Annotated in this window: 14 protein-coding genes; 6 read left to right on the forward strand and 8 right to left on the reverse strand. The window is 58.3% G+C overall.

Annotated features, from left to right (window positions below; translation table 11 throughout):
* Positions 1 to 76 precede the first annotated feature (76 nt).
* Complete coding sequence (gene hemE, locus B1C80_RS27085) at positions 77 to 1108, reverse strand: uroporphyrinogen decarboxylase (RefSeq protein WP_077924338.1); 1032 nt, start codon at positions 1106 to 1108, stop codon at positions 77 to 79.
* Positions 1109 to 1276: 168 nt separating this feature from the next.
* Between hemE and B1C80_RS27090 the strand changes: the two genes are divergently transcribed.
* Positions 1277 to 2350 (forward strand): glycosyltransferase family 1 protein, encoded by a 1074-nt coding sequence (locus tag B1C80_RS27090; RefSeq protein WP_077924339.1) that lies wholly within the window; start codon positions 1277 to 1279, stop codon positions 2348 to 2350.
* Between the two features lie 6 nt (positions 2351 to 2356).
* On the opposite strand, the gene B1C80_RS27095 is transcribed toward B1C80_RS27090, so the two are convergent.
* From B1C80_RS27095 to B1C80_RS27105, 3 genes are all read right to left on the reverse strand, one after another.
* On the reverse strand, positions 2357 to 3565 hold the full coding sequence (locus tag B1C80_RS27095; RefSeq protein ID WP_077924340.1) for a VCBS repeat-containing protein: 1209 nt from the start codon (positions 3563 to 3565) through the stop codon (positions 2357 to 2359).
* 285 nt (positions 3566 to 3850) lie between these two features.
* A complete protein-coding gene (locus B1C80_RS27100) occupies positions 3851 to 4705 on the reverse strand; it encodes an MBL fold metallo-hydrolase (protein WP_077924341.1) in 855 nt (284 codons plus the stop codon).
* A 13-nt stretch (positions 4706 to 4718) separates the two neighbouring features.
* Positions 4719 to 5564 (reverse strand): SDR family oxidoreductase, encoded by an 846-nt coding sequence (locus B1C80_RS27105; protein ID WP_077924342.1) that lies wholly within the window; start codon positions 5562 to 5564, stop codon positions 4719 to 4721.
* Between the two features lie 338 nt (positions 5565 to 5902).
* On the opposite strand from B1C80_RS27105, the gene B1C80_RS27110 reads away from it, so the two are divergent.
* From B1C80_RS27110 to B1C80_RS27125, 4 genes are all read left to right on the forward strand, one after another.
* On the forward strand, positions 5903 to 6469 hold the full coding sequence (locus B1C80_RS27110) for a hypothetical protein (protein ID WP_077924343.1): 567 nt from the start codon (positions 5903 to 5905) through the stop codon (positions 6467 to 6469).
* Positions 6470 to 6526: 57 nt separating this feature from the next.
* Entirely contained in the window at positions 6527 to 6874 is a 348-nt protein-coding gene (locus B1C80_RS27115; RefSeq protein WP_077924344.1) for an ArsC family reductase, read from the forward strand.
* Between the two features lie 26 nt (positions 6875 to 6900).
* Entirely contained in the window at positions 6901 to 7287 is a 387-nt protein-coding gene (locus B1C80_RS27120) for a group III truncated hemoglobin (protein WP_077924345.1), read from the forward strand.
* Between the two features lie 586 nt (positions 7288 to 7873).
* Positions 7874 to 10699 carry a PAS domain S-box protein gene (locus B1C80_RS27125; RefSeq protein WP_077924346.1) on the forward strand — a complete coding sequence of 942 codons (2826 nt, stop codon included), beginning with the start codon at positions 7874 to 7876 and terminating at the stop codon, positions 10697 to 10699.
* Positions 10700 to 10709: 10 nt separating this feature from the next.
* Here B1C80_RS27125 and hemN read toward each other — a convergent pair whose 3' ends face one another.
* Together hemN and B1C80_RS27135 are read right to left on the reverse strand one after the other, a co-directional pair.
* Complete coding sequence (gene hemN / locus B1C80_RS27130) at positions 10710 to 12077, reverse strand: oxygen-independent coproporphyrinogen III oxidase (RefSeq protein ID WP_077924353.1); 1368 nt, start codon at positions 12075 to 12077, stop codon at positions 10710 to 10712.
* Between the two features lie 112 nt (positions 12078 to 12189).
* Complete coding sequence (locus B1C80_RS27135) at positions 12190 to 13014, reverse strand: universal stress protein (RefSeq protein WP_077924347.1); 825 nt, start codon at positions 13012 to 13014, stop codon at positions 12190 to 12192.
* Positions 13015 to 13171: 157 nt separating this feature from the next.
* Between B1C80_RS27135 and B1C80_RS27140 the strand changes: the two genes are divergently transcribed.
* Positions 13172 to 15673 carry a heavy metal translocating P-type ATPase metal-binding domain-containing protein gene (locus B1C80_RS27140; RefSeq protein WP_077924354.1) on the forward strand — a complete coding sequence of 834 codons (2502 nt, stop codon included), beginning with the start codon at positions 13172 to 13174 and terminating at the stop codon, positions 15671 to 15673.
* A 10-nt stretch (positions 15674 to 15683) separates the two neighbouring features.
* On the opposite strand, the gene B1C80_RS27145 is transcribed toward B1C80_RS27140, so the two are convergent.
* Positions 15684 to 18203, reverse strand: coding sequence for a phosphocholine-specific phospholipase C (locus B1C80_RS27145; RefSeq protein WP_077924348.1), 2520 nt, complete (start codon positions 18201 to 18203; stop codon positions 15684 to 15686).
* A 140-nt stretch (positions 18204 to 18343) separates the two neighbouring features.
* Positions 18344 to 18650 (reverse strand): transposase (locus B1C80_RS27150; protein ID WP_139361756.1); only part of this gene is annotated, 307 nt, incomplete at its 5' end.

Here is an 18650-nt window from a genome sequence, read left to right on the forward strand (position 1 = left end):
CCGGGATTAGCCCAAAAAAAACCGCCAGCGACTGGTTAACAGACCGCTGGCTGGATACTAGTAGCTGGTGATCGTATCAGCGCTGGGCCGACAGCTCCCTGACGGCGTCGACGAAGCAGCGGGCCTTATCGGGGTCGGTATCGGGATAGATACCGTGCCCTAGGTTAGCTATGTAATGCTGATGGCCGAACGCGTCGAGCATCTGCTTCACCTCTGTCCGGATTTGCGCAAAATCGGCGTAGAGTACGCAGGGGTCGAGGTTACCCTGCAACACTTTGTTGGGCACCAGCGTTCGCGATTCGGCGGGGTCCATGTTCCAGTCGAGACCGACGACCTGACAGTCGAGCTGGCCGATTTCGTGCCGGGCAAAGAAAGCGCCCTTGGCAAAAACCGTAACCGGTACCTCCGTGATGGCGTCGCAGATCTGTTTGATATACGGCAGCGAGAAGGTGCGGTACTGCTCCGGCGACAGAATCCCGGCCCACGAATCGAACAGCTGGATCAGGTCAGCACCAGCCCCGATCTGGGCTTTCAGGTAGGCAATGGTACTGTCGGTGATTTGCCGCAGCAGCGTATGCGCAAAGTGTGGGTCGGTATACAGCAGCTTCTTGGCGACAGAAAAGGTTTTAGACCCTTTCCCTTCGGTCATGTAGCAGAAGATCGTAAAGGGTGCCCCCGCAAACCCGATGAGTGGTACGCGGCCGTTCAACTCACGTTTAGTGAGCCGGATGGCATCCAGTACGTACCCCAGATCGGTTTCAGCATCGGCCACGTGCAGGCGGCTGAGGTCGGCCGACGATCGAACCGTTTGCGGAAAAACGGGCCCGCGCGCTTCGATCATTTCGTAGGGCAATCCCATTGCTTCGGGAACAACCAGAATATCGGAGAAGATGATGGCCGCGTCGACCTCGAACGCATCGACGGGCTGGATGGTCACCTCGGCGGCTAGCTCGGGCGTTTTGGCCAGGGTGATAAAACTGCCCGCCCGCTCCCGAACGGCCCGGTACTGGGCCAGTACGCGTCCTGCCTGCCGCATCATCCAGACCGGTACTCGCTCGGTCAGCTCGCCCCGCGCGGTGCGGAGTAGCAAATCATTCTGTAAAATCATGCTGCAAAAGTACGGCTGAACCGGTATTTGTAGGTCCGAATGCTCAACATGATTTTACAGAGCTGGCAGATCGTACCCCGTTCGACAGACCGACACAGGGCAGATTCGGCGGCAGACAGTGTAGATCGTTCAAGATTTGCCAATTTTGCTGAAATTAGACTAATCGCTATGCCTTCATTGTTTATCGATGCTGAACGCCTGCGCGACCTGAACAGCGGGTTAGGCCAGGTTTGTCTGCACCTGGGTCACGAGCTGGTTCGCCAACGCCCGGCCGACTGGCAGCTCACGTTTTTAGTGCCCAAAGGACAATCAGGTATATTCGGCGATTCGGTGTCGTACGTAGAGGCCTGGTGGATGCGGAAAGTCTGGATATCGGGGCAGTTCGACGTATGGCATTGCCTGCACCAGGATTCAGCGTACCTGCCCCACGCGGGCCAGGGTAAGCTGATGCTGACCATCTACGACCTGAACTTTCTGGAGCGCAGTGACTACTCGGTCGCCAAAAAAGCCCGGCGCCTGGCTGCTCTCCAGCGCAAGATCGACCGGGCTGCGCTGCTGACGGCGGGGTCGAAGTATACCGGGCAGGTGGTTCGTGAGCACCTCCGCGTACCCGACGCGCTGCCCTTTCCGGTGGTGCACACAGGGGTGGCCGTCGACCCGTCCAGAACCCCGGCCGACCTGCCCGCCGACTCGCCGATTCGATCGTTTACCGACTCGCCATTCTTCTTTTTTGTAGGGGTTGTGCATCCCAAGAAAAATGTACATACCCTCTTGCCCTTGCTCGAAGCGTTTCCGGACTACCGGCTGGTGCTGGCCGGGCCAGACGGGCATCCGTACGCTCAGCATATCCGCGAGCAGGCGCAGAAGCTGGGCGTAGCCGACCGCTTGCTGATGCCCGGTGCCATCGACGAAGCAACCAAGCTCTGGCTCTACGACCATTGCGAGGCCTTTCTGTTCCCGTCGCTGTCGGAGGGGTTTGGTCTGCCGGTGGCCGAAGCCATGACATTCGGCAAACCGGTGTTTATCTCCAGCCTGACCAGTCTGCCCGACGTGGGCGGTAAGGAAGCCTACTACTTCGAGGATTTCGAGCCGGAGACTATGGCGCGTACCCTGCACGACGGGCTGCACGATTTCGGGCAGAACACCCTGCGACAGGAGCGGTTGCGGAAACGGGCGGCTCAGTTTACGTGGCCGAGTGTGGCGGGTGAGTACTGGAAACTGTATAAGAGTCTGGTCGGGTAAAGGGGCTTATTTTTTCTGCTGGTTCCAGTAGATGAGTACATTCAGCGTGGCGCGGCCCGAGGCAATCAGGTCGAGGTCGCCGTCGTTGTCGAGGTCGGCGGCCTGCACGTCTTCGCAGGCCATCCGAACGCTGTCGTCGAGCACGTAGCCTGCCAAATTGTTGGTTTCCTGCGGAATAAAGAGCCGTAGTCCTACTTTGCCTTCGGGGTTGGGGTTGCGCCAGCCCGCTACGATCTGGTCGCGACCCGTTCCTAAAAAATCACCACACACCAGCGCATGGCCCTGGCTGAGGTCATCGGTAAGGATGTTGATCTCTTTGTCTGACAGGTCGGCGCGGGGGCGTTTGGTCGAGTAGTAACCCGTCTCGACCTGGATGAGGTTACCGTGCATGGGCTGGATGGTAGCGATACCGGCTCCTTTATCGAACCGCCGAATCTCGCCGATGCCGTCGGTATTGTGAGTGACGAGCGGCAGGGCGTTGCGGGCGGCTTCTTCAGGCTGATACCGCCACTGCCCGTTCTGCCATTCCATGATTTTGCCCCCTTCCTTCCCCGCCAGAATAAGCCCGGTTATGGGGCCGTCTTCCCAGATTTCGAAGTTGTGGGTCATGTGCAGGGTAGAGTCGACGAGGTGCTGTTTCCAGGGGCCGCGCGGATTTTTCGGAAATTCATACCCCCACACCCGAACGCCCCGACCTTCGCCCTGCTGGTTGCCCAGCCCGTGCAGCGGCACAACGATAAGCTGGTACGTGCTGCCGGTTTTGGCCCAGCGCATCCGGTGGGTCGTTACCTCGTGGGGCAGCCGGACCGCTTCCCAGCGTTGGGTCGGGTCCTGCGGGCGTATGAGGTAGAATACGGCGCCTGATTTGGTGCTGTCGCTGGTTTCGGCGGGGTTCCAGCCTGCGCCAACGGCTACTTCGACACGGCCGTCGCCGTCGAGGTCGCGGGCGGCAATACACACGTTATCCTGGGGAGTGAGATTGTCGGCCATCACATGCCGCGTCCAGGTGCCGGTTTTCTGACCGGGGTTTTTATACCAGACAAACTGCTTCTGGTCGGCCAGCAGGATATCGGCCTGCCGGTCGCCATCGACATCGCCGATGGCCAGGCCATAGCCGATATTGATCTGGTTATCGACGACCTGAATGGAAAACGACGGTTTGGGGGCCTGAGCCAGTGCCAGAGCCGGGCAGAGAAGCAGGAGCAAAAAGCGCATAACGAGAGCGTCGGGTTAGGGTTAGTCGCGATTGTTGTCAAATGTACGAAAACCACCGGCCGTACAGGTTATTTGGCCGGATGGTTTGGTGCTGTCGCGCCGGGCCGCCGTCGCGGTTGCGTCTCCCTCACCTTGGTCCGTGTCTCCACGGACCAGTTGCCCGGATGGTTTGTTGCTGTCGCATGAGTGGTCCGACTACGCGTCCCGGTGCGGACACGGACCACGGTGGGGTATGTGTCCCAATTACGCGTTCCTGTGTTTATTACGGATTACGCATGCGAACAATCAGACGGTGATGCCTTCGCCCAGTTGCATGACCCGGTGGGGGGTGCCGTGTTGATGACAGGCCTGGACAAAGTCGTTCGGGTCGGCGGTGTTGAAGGCAAACAGGTCGTAGTGATGCGGAACAACCAGTCGGGCACCTATGGCCTTGCCCAGTCGGGCGGCTTCGTCGGGGTTGAGGTTACCGGCCACGCGCCGTTCGGGTTTGTTGCCGTTGATGGGTAGAAACGCAACATCTACATCGAAGGGCTTCAGTATATCGACCAGTCCGTCGTACCAGAGCGTATCGCCGGAGTGGTAAACGGTATACGGGCCCAGTTCGACAACGAATCCCATAAACCGGCACTGGCCCTGTTCGTTGCGCTCCAGGTCATTATGGGCGGCTGGTACGCCGTGAACGATGAAAGGCCCCACGGGGCGGGTCTGGCCGTCGTTCATACCGATTGGCCAGGCTACCCGGTCGGGCACCGAAGCTCCTTGCAGCCGGCTGGCCACAAACGAGCGGTTGGCTTCGGGGATGACCAGCTGTAAACCGGGATTGGCCGCCAGCAAGGGAAGCAGGGTATCGGCGTCGAGATGATCGGTATGGTTGTGGCTGGAGGTAACAACGTCGATCATGGTCAGCCGGGCCGGGTCGATTACCCGTTCCGAAATACGGGTGTGCGGTTTGTCGGTATCGGCGTATTTGGTCGTGAGCGAATCAGACAGGTAGGGGTCGAAGAGCAGATGCCGACCCTGGTGCTGCAGCAGGAAACCACTCTGGCCAAGCCACCAGATATGAAGCTTGTCCGGGGTTTGGGTAGCCCGGTCAATGTGGGCCAGCAGCGATTCGTTCGTTTGAAAAGCAGGTTTGAGCATAGTAAGCCAGTTATTAATTCATCAGTCGGTTCAGCACCCAGTCCAGGGTTCGGGCGGGCAGGAGCCGGGGCAAAACCCAGCCGGTTAGTTTGCCGGGGACAAGGGCGTATCGGACACGCGGCCGGGCGGTTTCGTGAATCTGAACGATACGTTCGCCGAGATAGTCGGCTGAAAAGCCGCGTGCTTCGGCCGCCCGGACCTGCTTCAGAAAACGCAGCATGGAATCGTAATACGCGGTTTGCTGATACGGGCTGATGTCCGTTCCCTTACCCCAGATTGGTGTCTTCACGGCTCCGGGGCCAACGATGACCACCTCAATACCAAACCGCGCCACTTCACGCCGGAGACTGTGCGACATGCCCTCAATGGCATGTTTTGAGCCAACATAAGCGCCCATGAACGGGATGGCCACCTGCCCGTTTACAGAGCTGATGTTCTGGATTCGGCCGGGCCGGACGGGGTGGTCGGCGCGGGCACCGAGGAGAGGCAGGAACGCCTGGGTGACCTGCATCAGACCCAGCACGTTGACCTCGAAATGATGTCGGATCACATCGATAGGCTGGTGCTGGAGGGGGCCGCCAATGGCAATGCCGGCGTTGTTGATCAGCCCACCCAGGCCGCTGCCGCTGAGCCGGTCGGTGAGCTGCCGGGCGGCCTGCGCAACGGCGGCTGCATCGGTCACGTCGAAAACCAGCGGTACGAACTGGTTGCCCAACTCGGTCTGCAGCCGATGGGCATCGGCATCGCTGCGAACGCTGCCAAAGACCGTATAACCGCGCCGGATAAACTGCCGGGCAGCTCCGTAACCGATTCCGGTCGATGCGCCGGTGATGAGGATGGTGGTACTGACGGGTTTCATAAGAGCCAAGGTAGACATATCCACTGAATAGGGTAAAGACATCGGGAATCTACCCGTTTTCGCAAACCGGTCGACCGGCTGCCGACGAATCTAAATAAACCATGCCATACGACGGCCCGGTCTGTTCTATCCGCCCGGGAACCGGCTGGCGTACTGGCGCAGGGAAGAGGTTCCGATGGCGAGTTTATAAGCCGTAAAAAGTGCGCTTCCGCTAACTTATTCGGCCAAAAAGGGGTTACGAATTTGATGGGCAGGGGAGTGCCGACGGCATCAGATCATCGACAAATTACGCGTCGTTTCTGCACTCGTTTGCTCTTTAACGCTTTTGCTTTCTGGTTATGCAGGACATTGAACCCTTTTACGGCTGGGAGAAATATTATGTAGCGTCGGAGGATGAACGATCGCCGTTTCACGAGCGGGAGTACAACATGCAGCAGTACGAGAATGACATCTACGGCTACTACATCCATCCGCTTTGGGACGAGATCGGTTCCGAAACGCTCTATTGCAAAATTCTGTTTGCCAACTACGACCGGCAGTTTGCCGTCATCGAACTCTTCGGCGAGTGGAACGATACGCTTCATAACGACATCATGTACCTCAAGCGGCAGGTGGTAGACCCGCTCGTTCAGGAGGGGATCAAATATTTCGTGCTGGTGGCCGAGAATATCCTCAACTTCCACGGGTCCGACGATAGCTATTACGAAGAGTGGTTTGAAGACGTAGAAGACGGCTGGATCGCAGCCATTCACTCGCCCGAGTTCATCGAACGCGAATGGAAAAAATACCACCTCGACTACTACATCAATTTTGGCGGAACCCTCGACCTGGCCAACTGGCGCACGCTCAAGCCAGCTGCCCTGTTTGAGCTGGTAAACGGCCTGATTGTTCGGCGGCTGGGCTAGATTGGTAAGGCGTCAACGGCGCGAAATCGATATGTTTGCAGGTTGTAAGTCATTCGTATGTATACCTTATTTGCCATTCCGAATTGCGATACCGTAAAGAAAGCCCGCACCTGGCTGGCCGAACACGCTGTCTCGTATCAGTTTCACGATTATAAAAAACAAGGCATCGATCGGGCTACCATCGAGCACTGGCTCACGCAGAAAAGCTGGGAAGAGCTGGTCAACCGGGCCGGTACGACCTGGAAAAAACTGCCTGACGGCGAGAAACCAACCGATGCCGAAGGCGCTATCCGGCTCATGCTCGAAAAACCGTCCGTAATTCGTCGGCCCCTCATCGAGTCAGACGGTCAGGTTGTGGCTCTGGGTTTCAAGGCCGACGACTACAACACCGTATTTGCCGGCTAGGTCAACGCGCTGTATACCCCTCTGTCATGACTCAACAAACTCTCGACTCGCCCGAAGCGGTGCGTCTGCTGGTCGATTCGTTCTACGAAAAAGTACAGGCCGACCCGCTGATCGGGCCCGTTTTTACCGACGTGGCCCAGGTCGACTGGGCCAGCCACCTGCCTAAAATGTATGCGTTCTGGGAGTCGATCATTCTGGGTAACGGCGCCTATGACGGTCACCCGTTTCGGCCACACCTGATTGTGAACCAGAAACACCCCCTGCGTGTCGAACATTTCGAGCGCTGGCTGACGTTATTTTCGGCAACCCTGACCGAGCAATTTACCGGCGAGACCGCCGAGCTGGTCCGTCAGCGGGCCACCCAGATCGCCCTGGTCTGGAGTCAGAAACTGACCTACCTCAACACCCCGTAAAAACGCAACTGCCCGGCGGCCTCACCACGGTCTGTGTCCGCACCGCGACGCGCAGTCCGGGACGCGCAGTCCGGGACGCGTAGTCGACAGTAACAAACCATTCGGACAGGAGACGCAAGGGGTTGCGTCTCTACATGGTAGCGATCGGCCGGATTGTGTAGAGACGCAACCCCTTGCGTCTCCTACGCGTCAGCAACAACCATCCATACAAAATACGCAAGGACCAGGCCATTGTGGTCCGACTACGCCACAGCAATCCTTACCGGATCTATGCAGCAGAACCGGCTGGCTGGCGTTCTGAATCCCGTAGCCAAAATCCGTTGGTTAACTTCAGCCCATCGCTACACCTGTTGTGTTTTGGTAGCTACTTGATAAATATGGTTATATATATGTATTGATAAATGAAAATAATAAACTTAGTTTTAAGAAAAACAGATAATTAGTTTACTTTAAGGCGGTGTCAAATTGCGCTTCATTAAAAAGTGAATAAAATTTGTGGCCTAATTCAAGAATTCCTTTCTAATCTCATTATGATACTTGATTGATTGGGCCAACCAGTACCGTGACTGGCAAAAATGAACCTGACATGGAGAGTGAACGGATTCCTGACCGGCCTGTAGCGTCGTCTTCCGATGCTCAGCTGATGCTGGAAAACGAGCGGCTTCGGCGCGAACTACAGCGGCTGGAAGCGCTTGTTCAGCAGCAGCACGATACAATCGTCCAGAACGAACAACGCTGGACGTTTATGCTGGATGGTATGGCCGATGGCGTTTGGGAACTCAACCTGCAGACCCAGACGATCACCCGTTCGGCCCGCTATCGGCAAATGCTGGGCTACACCCTCGACGAGTTTCCGGATACTGTACAGATCTGGATGGACCTGCTTCATCCGCAGGACCGGGCGGCTATGGCTGATCCCGGCCTCAGACCTTATGAGGAGGGACTGCGGCAAAGCCACGAGACGACCTACCGGCTGCTGGCTAAAGATGGGTCGTACCGGCATATTGTAGATCGGGGGCAGGTTGTCAGCTATTCGGCCGATGGTAAACCGCTGATGATGGTGGGGATCAGCACCGACGTGACCGAGCAGAAAAGGCTTGAAGAGGATTTGCGCAGAAACCTTAACCGCCTGGCCAATCTGATCGCCAACTTTCAGGATGGCATCTTGCTGGAAGATGAAAACCGATCGATTGTCCTCGTCAATCAGCACTTCTGCGACATGTTCTCCGTGCCGCTCGCTCCGGATCAGTTGATCGGGCTGGACTGTTCGGGTATGGCCGAGCAGAGCAAGCATTATTTCGCGGAACCCGAGCCGTTTGTCGAGCGGGTTAATCAGCTGCTCAGGGATCAGAAGCTGGTTATTGGGGAAGAATTGCTTCTGGCCGACGGCCGCGTGCTGGAGCGCGACTACGTTCCGGTTTTTCTGGACAATGTCTATACCGGTCACCTCTGGAAATACTCCGACATTACCAAACGCAAACGCGCCGACGATGCGGCCCTTCGGCAGAAAGAAAAATACCAGCGCATTATCGAAAACATAAACCTGGGCCTTATCGAGGTCGACCTCGACGACCGGATCGTCTATACCAACCAGAGTTTCTGCGCCATGAGCGGCTACCGCGCCGACGAACTCATTGGCGAAATTGCGACGGACGTACTGCTGCGGGGGCAGAATGTGTCGTTTATGAAGGAGAAGAGCGAAAGTCGCCTGAGCGGAAAGATGGATGCGTATGAGGTAGCCGTTACCAGCAAAGGCGGAGAAGCTATGTGGTGGCTGATCAGTGGCGCTCCGCTGTACTCGGAAACCGGGCAGGTAATCGGCTCAACCGGTATTCACCTCGACATCACCAAACAGAAACAGCTCGAATCGGAACTGCGCATCGCCAAACAGGAGGCCGAAAATTCGGCGCGGGCCAAAGAACTCTTCCTGGCCAACATGAGCCACGAGATCCGGACGCCCATGAACGCTATCCTGAGCCTGGGGCAACAGCTGACCAAAACGCCCCTCAACGAACAGCAACAGTTTTTTCTCCGCATGATCAATACGGCAGGCAGTAATCTGCTGGTGATCATCAACGATATACTCGACTTCTCGAAAATCGAGGCCGGGCAGCTGTCGCTGGAAAAAATCGGGTTCGATATGGCGGAGTTGCTGCGGAGCGCGGTGCACGTGATGACGCACAATGCCGATAAAAAAGGCCTGGGGCTGAGTCTGCAGCTCGATGGCGGTATTGCTCCCGTGCTGCTGGGTGACCCGTACCGGCTGAACCAGATTCTGCTGAACCTGATCGGCAACGCGATTAAGTTCACCGATAGGGGGCGGGTCGACGTGCACTGTACATACCAGCAGCACCACCAGATGCAGACCATCTCGATCACCGTGGCCGATACGGGCATTGGTATGGACCCCCAGTTTCAGCGGAATCTGTTTACCAAGTTTACCCAGGAAGACGGCAGCATTGGCCGACGGTATGGCGGAACGGGGCTGGGGATGAGTATTACCAAGCAACTGGTCGATCTGATGGGCGGTACGATCCGCGTCCGGAGCGTCAAGAACGAAGGCACGACCGTAACCGTGCAGCTAACCCTGCCGATCGGTACCGAAACCGATAAACCAGCCCAGAGCCAGGAGATCGGCCAGACCGGCGCGCTGAGTTCCCGGCGCATTCTGCTGGTAGAAGATAATGAAATGAACCGGCTGGTAGTGACTACTATTCTCGACCCCTACAACATGGTCATTATCGAAGCTACCAACGGGCTGGAAGCCATTGAGCTACTACGCACCGAGTCGGTCGATCTGGTGTTGATGGATGTACAGATGCCTGTGCTGGATGGCCTCGAAGCCACCCGGATCATTCGGCGCGACATCAGCACATCGCTCCCCATCATTGCGCTGACGGCCAGTGCGATCCGGAAAGAGAAAGAAGCCTGTTACCAGGCCGGAATGAACGACTTTCTGGCAAAACCATTTGACGAGAAAAACCTGATAGGTAAATTGGCGAACTGGCTCAAAGCCGATAGTAACCTCCCTCAAAACCAGCAGGAAACCATGAACGAAGATAAGTATGACTTATCGAGCCTACAGGCAATCAGCCGGGGAAATGACGAGTTTGTTCGGAAGATGATCAGTCTCTTTTGCACGGAAACCCCGGCCGCTGCGGCTCAGATCAAAGCTGCCTACGAGTCGGGCGATTTTGAAACGATCAAATACCTGGCCCACCGCACCAAGCCATCGATCGATAATCTGGGCATCGAATCGCAGCGGGCGCCTATCCGGCAGATCGAGCAGCTGGCCGTAACAGACCCGGCCTCGCCGGAGCTGAAAACCCTCATCGACAATTTTGAGCGGGCCGTTATCAACGTAACCACCCACATGCGGCAGACGTACCTGACCGACCAGGAGCCGGGCTGACCAGGTGGGCTTACACCGTCTGTGAAAACAGCGGCTGCTGCGAAACGGAACTGGCGGCCAGGTACTGGTCAAACACCATGCAGATGTTCCGCAGAAAGGGGTGACCGGCGGGCCTGACCCGCAGGCGGGTATGGTCATAATCCAGCAGACCGTCGGCCATCATCGCATCCAGCAGCCCGTCAATGCCGTTCCATTCCGTCTCGGTCCAGTCGTTGGCCGACCAGCTCGTCTCGAACCGGCACATGATATTCAGGATCTGTTCCCGGATGAACTGATCCCGCGGGGTCAGGAGGTGGCCTCGCAGCACGGGTAGTTCATCGCGCTGGATGCGATCCTGGTAGGCGCCAATCTCTTTTTCGTTCTGCATGAAGGCCGTACCCACATCGCTGATGGCCGATGCGCCCAGCCCAATCAATACATTAGTGCGGGCGGTGGTATACCCCATGAAGTTACGATGGAGGGTGCCGGTCTGCATGGCCTGGTAGAGCGCGTCGTGGGGTAGGGCAAAATGATCCATGCCTATTTCGCTGTAGCCGCCTGCTTCGAGTAGGGCGCGGCCGGTTTCGTAGAGCGCCCGTTTCTGATCGGCATCGGGCAGGTCGGCGTCCTGAAAGCCCCGCTGGCCGGTTCCTCTGATCCAGGGAACGTGGGCGTAGGAGTAAAACGCGATGCGGTCGGGCCGGAGCCGTAGGGTCTGCGCCACGGTATTCTGGATAGACGACAGCTGCTGAAACGGCAGGCCAAACACCAGATCATGACTGATGGAGGTGTACCCGATCGCGCGCGCCTGGTCGGTTACCCGCTCTACGTTCGCAAAAGGCTGGTGACGATGAATGGCCCGCTGCACCGCCGGGTCGTAGTCCTGCACGCCGAAACTGACCCGCCGGAAGCCAAACGAATACAGGGTTTGCAGGTGCTCGAAGCTGGTGTTGTTAGGGTGGCCCTCCCAGCCGTAATCCGGATCGCCGACGGGGTCGGCCCAGCGGAAAATACCCGTCAGCAACCGCCGGAGCTGATGGGGCGAAAAGAAGCTGGGCGTACCCCCGCCCAGATGCAGCTCGGCAATACGCGGCCGCTCGGGTAACCAGTCGCAGTACAGCTCCCACTCGGCCAGCAGCGCATCGATATACGGTTCTTCTACGCCGTGGTTGCGGGTAATCCGTTTGTTACAGCCGCAGAACGTACACAGGCTTTCGCAGTAGGGGAGGTGGATATACAGGCTGATGCCGTCGGTATAGTTGCTGTTGGCAAAAGCCGTAGTCAGCCGTTGCTGCCAGTCGTGGGTAGTGAAGGCGGCCGTGTTCCAGAACGGAACCGTTGGGTAGCTGGTGTAGCGTGGCCCGGCTACGTTATACCTGGCAATCAGCGAATCGGTCATCGGGGTAGCCGCGCCGGTGTTGAGAGCAAGTGCGGCTACGCAAAATTCGGTGGTGCCGATGGGCATCGGGCTAATCAACATCAGCCAGCCAGCTGATAAAAATCAGCTCAGCCTACTCGTCTTCGCGAAGCGGAACGACCAGCACCGGCAGCTGTGCATGGTTAACGACATCTTCGGCTACGCTGCCGTTGAAAAAGTGCCAGAAACCCGTCCGCTGGTTGGTAAACAGCACGATAAGGTCGAACTGGTGCTGCTCGGCAAACTGGATAATGCCTTCGTGGGCGGTGTGGTGCGGCATGATTGACAGATGATAGTCGGTCAGCTGCCGGGCTTCGGCCAGTTCGCTCATCCAGTCGCGGATGCCCTCCGGGGCGCGCGGGTCGTTGGGGGTGGTGACGAACAAAAATTCCAGGTGCGGATTGCCCACCGGCAGGGGGTTGGTGAACTGCGTTTTCAGCCGGTCGTCGGCGTCGATGGCAAACAGGATTTTCTTCAGACTCAGCTCCGGGTGCGCCTGCTTCACGACCAGCACCGGACTATGGACGGCCTGTACGATATGCTCGGCATTGGAACCCACGAGCCACTCGGCCCAGCCCTCGGACCCGTGCGAGGCTACAACGATCAGATCGGCGTTCTCACTGGCCACGGCGCCGTACAGGCCGGCTTCGTGGCGGCTTAAAACGGGGGTTACCGGTACCTCCGCGGTCTGGTAGCGGCTACAGAGCTGGTCGAGTGCCTGCCGGGCTTCGGCGGCCTGCTCGTCAAGGTAGTGGCCAATCGCAATAGGGGCTCCGCTGAGTTCGGGGGCAATAAGGCCGGTCGTGAGGTAGTGCAGTACCCGCACCTCGGCGCCGTATTGGTTGGCCAGACTGATGGCAACGGGTAGTGCCAGGGCAGAGAGCGGGCTCAGATCGGTAGGGACCAGAATCGTTTTCATGAGTCAGTTCAGTTAGTGTGTCAGAACAGGAGGGCGGTGCCACAAAAGTCGCCGATCGGTTCGGTCGCTATGCCCTATCAGAATCAGGCTGCGGGCTGATTTATGTCAGCTGACGGCCCGGTACGCCCGGGCAATTTTGGGGAAATATTTGGCCATTATGATGACAGCTGCTCCCTCCCGAACGGTTTGCTACCACTGCGGCAACGACTGCCCTGCGGAGGCTGGACCCCTGGTTTTTGATACTAAACCGTTTTGCTGTACGGGCTGCCAGACCGTTTATCGGGTGCTGAGCGAGCACCAGCTCTGCCAGTACTACGACCTCAATACCAGTCCGGGTGTTACCATACCGGGCCCCGGGCTATCCAGTCAGGCAGCCGCCCTCGACCGGCTGGCGTTTCTGGACAACCCGTCTATTGTCGATCAGCTGATCGACTTCCGCAACGATCAGGTCGCCCATGTCACGTTCTACGTGCCAGCGATTCACTGCTCGTCGTGCCTGTGGCTGCTGGAACACCTGTACCGCATCGAACCCGGGGTGCAGCAAACCCGCGTCGACTTCCTCAAAAAACAGGTGCATCTGGTTTTCGATCCGGCACGGCTGTCGCTGCGGCAGGTGGCCGAGCTGCTCACGTCGCTGGGCTACGAGCCGCTCATCAGCCTGAACGATGTGGTTAAGGAGCAGCAGAAGCCGTTGTACCGGTCGCTGCTGTATAAGCTGGCGGTGGCGGGTTTCTGCGCGGGTAATATCATGCTGTTCAGTTTTCCCGATTATTTCGGGCTCGACGATCCGTCGTTCAGGCATCTGTTTGGTGTGCTGAACCTGCTGCTGGCGACGCCCGTCGTTTTTTATTCGGGTTCGGGCTACTTTGTCTCGGTCTGGAAGAGCCTCCGCCGGGGCATCATCAATATCGACTTTCCCATCCTGCTCGGCATTCTGGTGGCTTATGGCCGTGGCACCTACGAGGTGCTGGCGCTGGGCGGGGCGGGTTATTACGACTCCGTGAGCGGACTGATTTTCTTCCTGCTCTGTGGCCAGTGGTTTCAGCAGCGTACCTATGATTTCCTGTCGTTCGAGCGCGATTACAAATCCTATTTCCCGCTGGCCGTTACGCGCCTGGAGCCCGACACGTCGCTGCCGGCTACGGAAACCGAGTCGTCGGTGCCGGCGGCTGATCTGCGCAAGGGCGACCGGATTCGGGTGCGGCATGGCGATCTGATTCCGGCCGATGGGCTTTTGTACTGGGGCGACGGGCTAATCGATTATTCGTTCGTGACGGGCGAGTCGGTACCGGAGCGGAAAGAACCCGGTGCCCTGCTCTACGCCGGTGGTCGGCAGATGGGCGGCAGTATCGATCTCGAAATCGTGCGGGAGGTGTCGCAGAGTTACCTGACCCAGCTCTGGAACAACGACGCTTTTCGGAAAGATCAGCCCAGCCGGGCGCAGACCTTTGCCGATGCGGTCGGAAAATACTTCACCCTGACCGTGCTGACGCTGGCTACCCTGATCGGAGCGTACTGGTACGTAGGGGCTGGTCAGCCAACCACCGCCGTCAATGCCTTCACGGCAGTGCTGATTGTGGCCTGCCCGTGCGTACTCTCACTTTCGTATCCGGTTGCGCTGGGGCATGGGCTGCGGCTGCTGGGCAGGCAGGGCTTCTACCTCAAAAATGCCGACGTAATCGAGCAGCTCACCCGTTGCGATACCCTCGTGTTCGACAAAACCGGAACCCTGACGGAGGTTAGCTCCCCAACCGCCGATATCGACAGCGTTCTGCCCGAGGGCGTAAGCCGCAGCGGAGCCGTAACGGACCTGTTCGAGCCACCGCTGACCGGTATCGAGCGCGCTATGATCCGGTCGGTGGTGAGTCAGTCGGCCCACCCGCTGAGCCGTCGGCTGAGCCAGTACCTGGCCGATAGCCTGCCCATGCCCGTCAATAACTTCACCGAACTAACCGGCCAGGGTATCGTAGCGCTGATCGACGATGAGCTGATCAAGATAGGCCGGGCCGACTTTGTAGCGGCTGACCGCGTCGTAAACGAACCACCCGACGGCTCTTCTGTGCATGTCAGCATCGATGGGGTATACCGGGGGCGGTTCCGCTTTACCGCCCAGCTGCGCGATGGGCTGGTCGACATGCTGACCGCGTTTGTGGGCCGTAACCAGCCGATGTATCTGCTCTCGGGCGATACCGACGCCGACCGGTCCAGCCTGCGCACCTGGTTTCCGGATGATGCCATGCGGTTCGGGTGCAGCCCCGAAGACAAACTGCGGTTCATTAGCGATCTACAGGCCAGCGGCCACCGTGTGCTGATGATTGGCGATGGACTCAACGACGCCGGGGCGCTGAAACAGGCCGATATTGGCATTGCCGTCACCGACGACACCCTTCGGTTCACCCCGGCCAGCGACGCCATTCTGGAAGCGCGCTCGCTGCGGGCGCTGCCCCGGTTTCTGCGCTACAGCCGGTTTGCCATGCGGCTGATCCGGTTCAGCTTTGCCGTGTCGTTGCTCTACAACCTGATCGGGCTGTCGTTTGCGGCTACGGGCCATCTGTCGCCGGTGGTGGCTGCGGTGCTGATGCCGCTCAGTTCGGCCACAATGGTGCTGATTGCCACGGTAGGTATGCGGTTCCGCCGGCAGCTGATCGCGGTTCGGTAGCGGATGGCGGTTACCGGCTGGTCAGGTCGTTTGTCCGCCCAATCAGGGGGTCGGTGACGCCCTCCTGCCCGGTTTCGACCCGACCGGCATACCGCTGTTCAACATCCGGAAAACCGTCGATCAGTACGCTGATATCGTACCAGTTATGGCTGTGGGTCAGGTTCAGGGTAACCGACTGCCGGGCGCCCGGCAGGCCCGCTTTGGTTAGCTGAACCGACTGCTCGTCGGTCTGGTAGGCGTTATCCCTGAGCCGCACGACGTACGAGCGGCTGGGGTCCGGGTTTTGTAATTGAATGACAAGATGACCCGTATACTGCTTCCGGGCGTTCTGTTCGTATCGGCAGTCGATCGTTACCGGTGGATTCGAGCCCGGGTAGCTAAACGACCGGAAAAAGCCGTTCGGGCCGTATACGCTCAGGTGGAGCGGCTCGCTGAGCGGCCACTCATCGGTCAGCGTGTCGCCGGGAGCTACGGTATAGGAACGAAAACGCACATCGTCCCGGAGGTGCTGGTGTACTTGGAAGGCAGTACCGGCCGCCCGTTTGCCGAATACGGCATTGTCGGCGGTTAGCTTCAGCACAAACCGGTCGGCCTGGCTGTGCCCATCGGCATAGAGTTCATACGGCAACGCGCAGGACGATCGCATGCCTGCCTCCTGACGCGGCATCCAGGGCGACAGGCTGGGTCGCTGGCTGGCCTGCCGGGCTTCGTCGGGCGAGAGCGACTTGTAGTTGGTCGGTACGTCTTTGAACTGCGCCTTGTGAATACCTTCGATGAATGGCTCGCGGGGCAGGAAAGCCGGTAGCCGGAGCGACTCGCCCCGGTAGGGCCGAAAAGCCGACGACAGATCGCCACAGACCGTCCGTCGCCAGGGGCTGATGTTCGTTTCCCGGATCGGTTTGCCGGTCTTATGGCTCACGAAATTCTCGAGAAAGCGGAGCGTCGAGGTATGGTCGAACACTTCGGAGCAGACATACCCGCCCCGGCTCCAGGGCGACACAATAACGAGCGGTACCCGATAGCCTAGCCCGATGGGCCCGGTTCGGCCTTTGGGCCCGCGACTCTTTTCCTGCTCGGCCGTCACGAACTCCAGCCGGGTGTCGATGCCCTGGCTGGACTTGCCGGTCTGGGGCCGGTCGGGATGCGCCGGTACCAGCGGAGGCACATGGTCGAAGTAGCCGTCGTTTTCGTCGTAGGCCAGAATGAAAATGGTTTTCTTCCAGACGTCGGGGTTCTGGGTCAGTATGTCGAGCATCTCGGACAGGTACCAGGCGCCATACCAGGGGGCGGAGGGGTGATCGGAGAAATTCTCCGGCGCCACTACCCACGAGACGGTGGGCAGCGTCCGGTTCTTCACATCGGCCCGAAACTGGTGCAGCACGTCGCCTTTGGGTACCGTAACCTGCCGTTCGGTGGCGCCATCCTGATACGTCAGCGTGCTCAGCTTCCGGTAGTCGGGGTCATTGGTATTGGTCGTAAAGGCCCGTTGGCAGAGCGCCTGGTCGCGCGCCGACAACTGGCTGAACTGCTCAGGGGCGTAGGTAACCAGATCGGCTTTAACCTGGGCCAGGGCTTTCTGCTGATGCTGAAGGGTTTTTTGTACGCTGGCGTAGGCCGGGTCGGCGGGCGTCAGGGTGCTGAGCCGGGTTTCCAGGCTGGCTATCCGATCCGGAATGGCTTTTTCTTCGCGCTGGATAAAGGCGTAATAGGCCGGATGAAACCGAACCCGGAACTGCGAAAACCATTCGATGGGGTTGTCGGTAAAGTTGCCGAGCCAGCCGTCTTCGTCGCCCTGTAATCCGGTGGGCAGGCTGATCTCGTTCTGGTATATTTTCCAGGAAACGCCATGGTCCTGCAGCCGTTCGGGAAAGGTGGTCCAGCTGACTTCGGCGTCATAGTCTACGTTTTCGTTACGAACGAGGGCCGGGGCTTTCGGGTCGCGGGGGTCGCGCAGGGTGCCACTCCAGAAATAAAGCCGGTTGGGGGTGGTGCCGGTCAGTGAGGAGCAAAAGTTCTGATCGCAGACGGTGAAGGCATCGGCCAGTGCGTAATAGAAGGGTAAATCCTGCCGGTTGTAATACCCCAGGGTCAGGGGTATGTTGGCGTATTCCTTGCGGCCCGATCGTTTGGCATCCAGCCACTTGTCGAACTTGCCGTCATGCCGGGCATCTACCTGGTCGGTCCAGGAGTGGGGCAGCGAACTCATCCAGGTGGCTTTGGTATCGTGGATATTGAGCCGGAAGGGCGCGTAGGTTTCGCCGGCCGCGTTGGTCTGGAGCCACACTTTGTTGCCGTTGGGCAGGGTGATGGCCCGCGGATCGTTAAAGCCCCGTACGCCCTGCAGCGAGCCGTAAATATGATCGAAAGAGCGGTTCTCCTGCATCAGAATGACCACATGCTCCGCGTCCAGGTAGGTAGTCCCCGGCGACGGGTCGATGGCCAGCGCTTTCTGAATAGAGTCGGGCCAGGTACCCGACAGGCTGGTGGCCAGTAAAGCGGCTTTTCGGATAAACTCCCGTCTCGAATCCATACCAGTAGAAAGGGGTGAAATGAAAGGGGTAAAAGTAGCGTAAGCCCCGAATACTACCAGCGATCGGGCATTATGAAACTGTTACCTGAGAAGTCGATTGAAACTTCTTACCCCTACATCCCCTAAGAGATTTCTATGGTTTAAGCAAGTGAATACGCATAGGTTTTGTCATATTCTTGGTTCTTGCTTACTACCGCATAGGCCCGCCCTATCAACTTATTGCGAACGGCGTTGAGAACGGCCATCTTATTCTTACCCTCACCGACCTTCCGCTGATAGTAATCCCGTAGTTCTCCCTTGGCTCGAATAGCGGTCATGGCCGATAAGTGAAGTAATGTTTTCATGTGCTTGTCGGCCATGGGCGATACGCGTGTTTTGCCACGGATGCTGCTACCGGATTGATAAGGAAACGGGGCTACGCCCGCATAACAAGCGAACTGTTTAGCT

Source organism: Spirosoma sp. 209 (assembly GCF_002006735.1).
Taxonomy (GTDB): Bacteria; Bacteroidota; Bacteroidia; order Cytophagales; family Spirosomataceae; genus Spirosoma; species Spirosoma sordidisoli.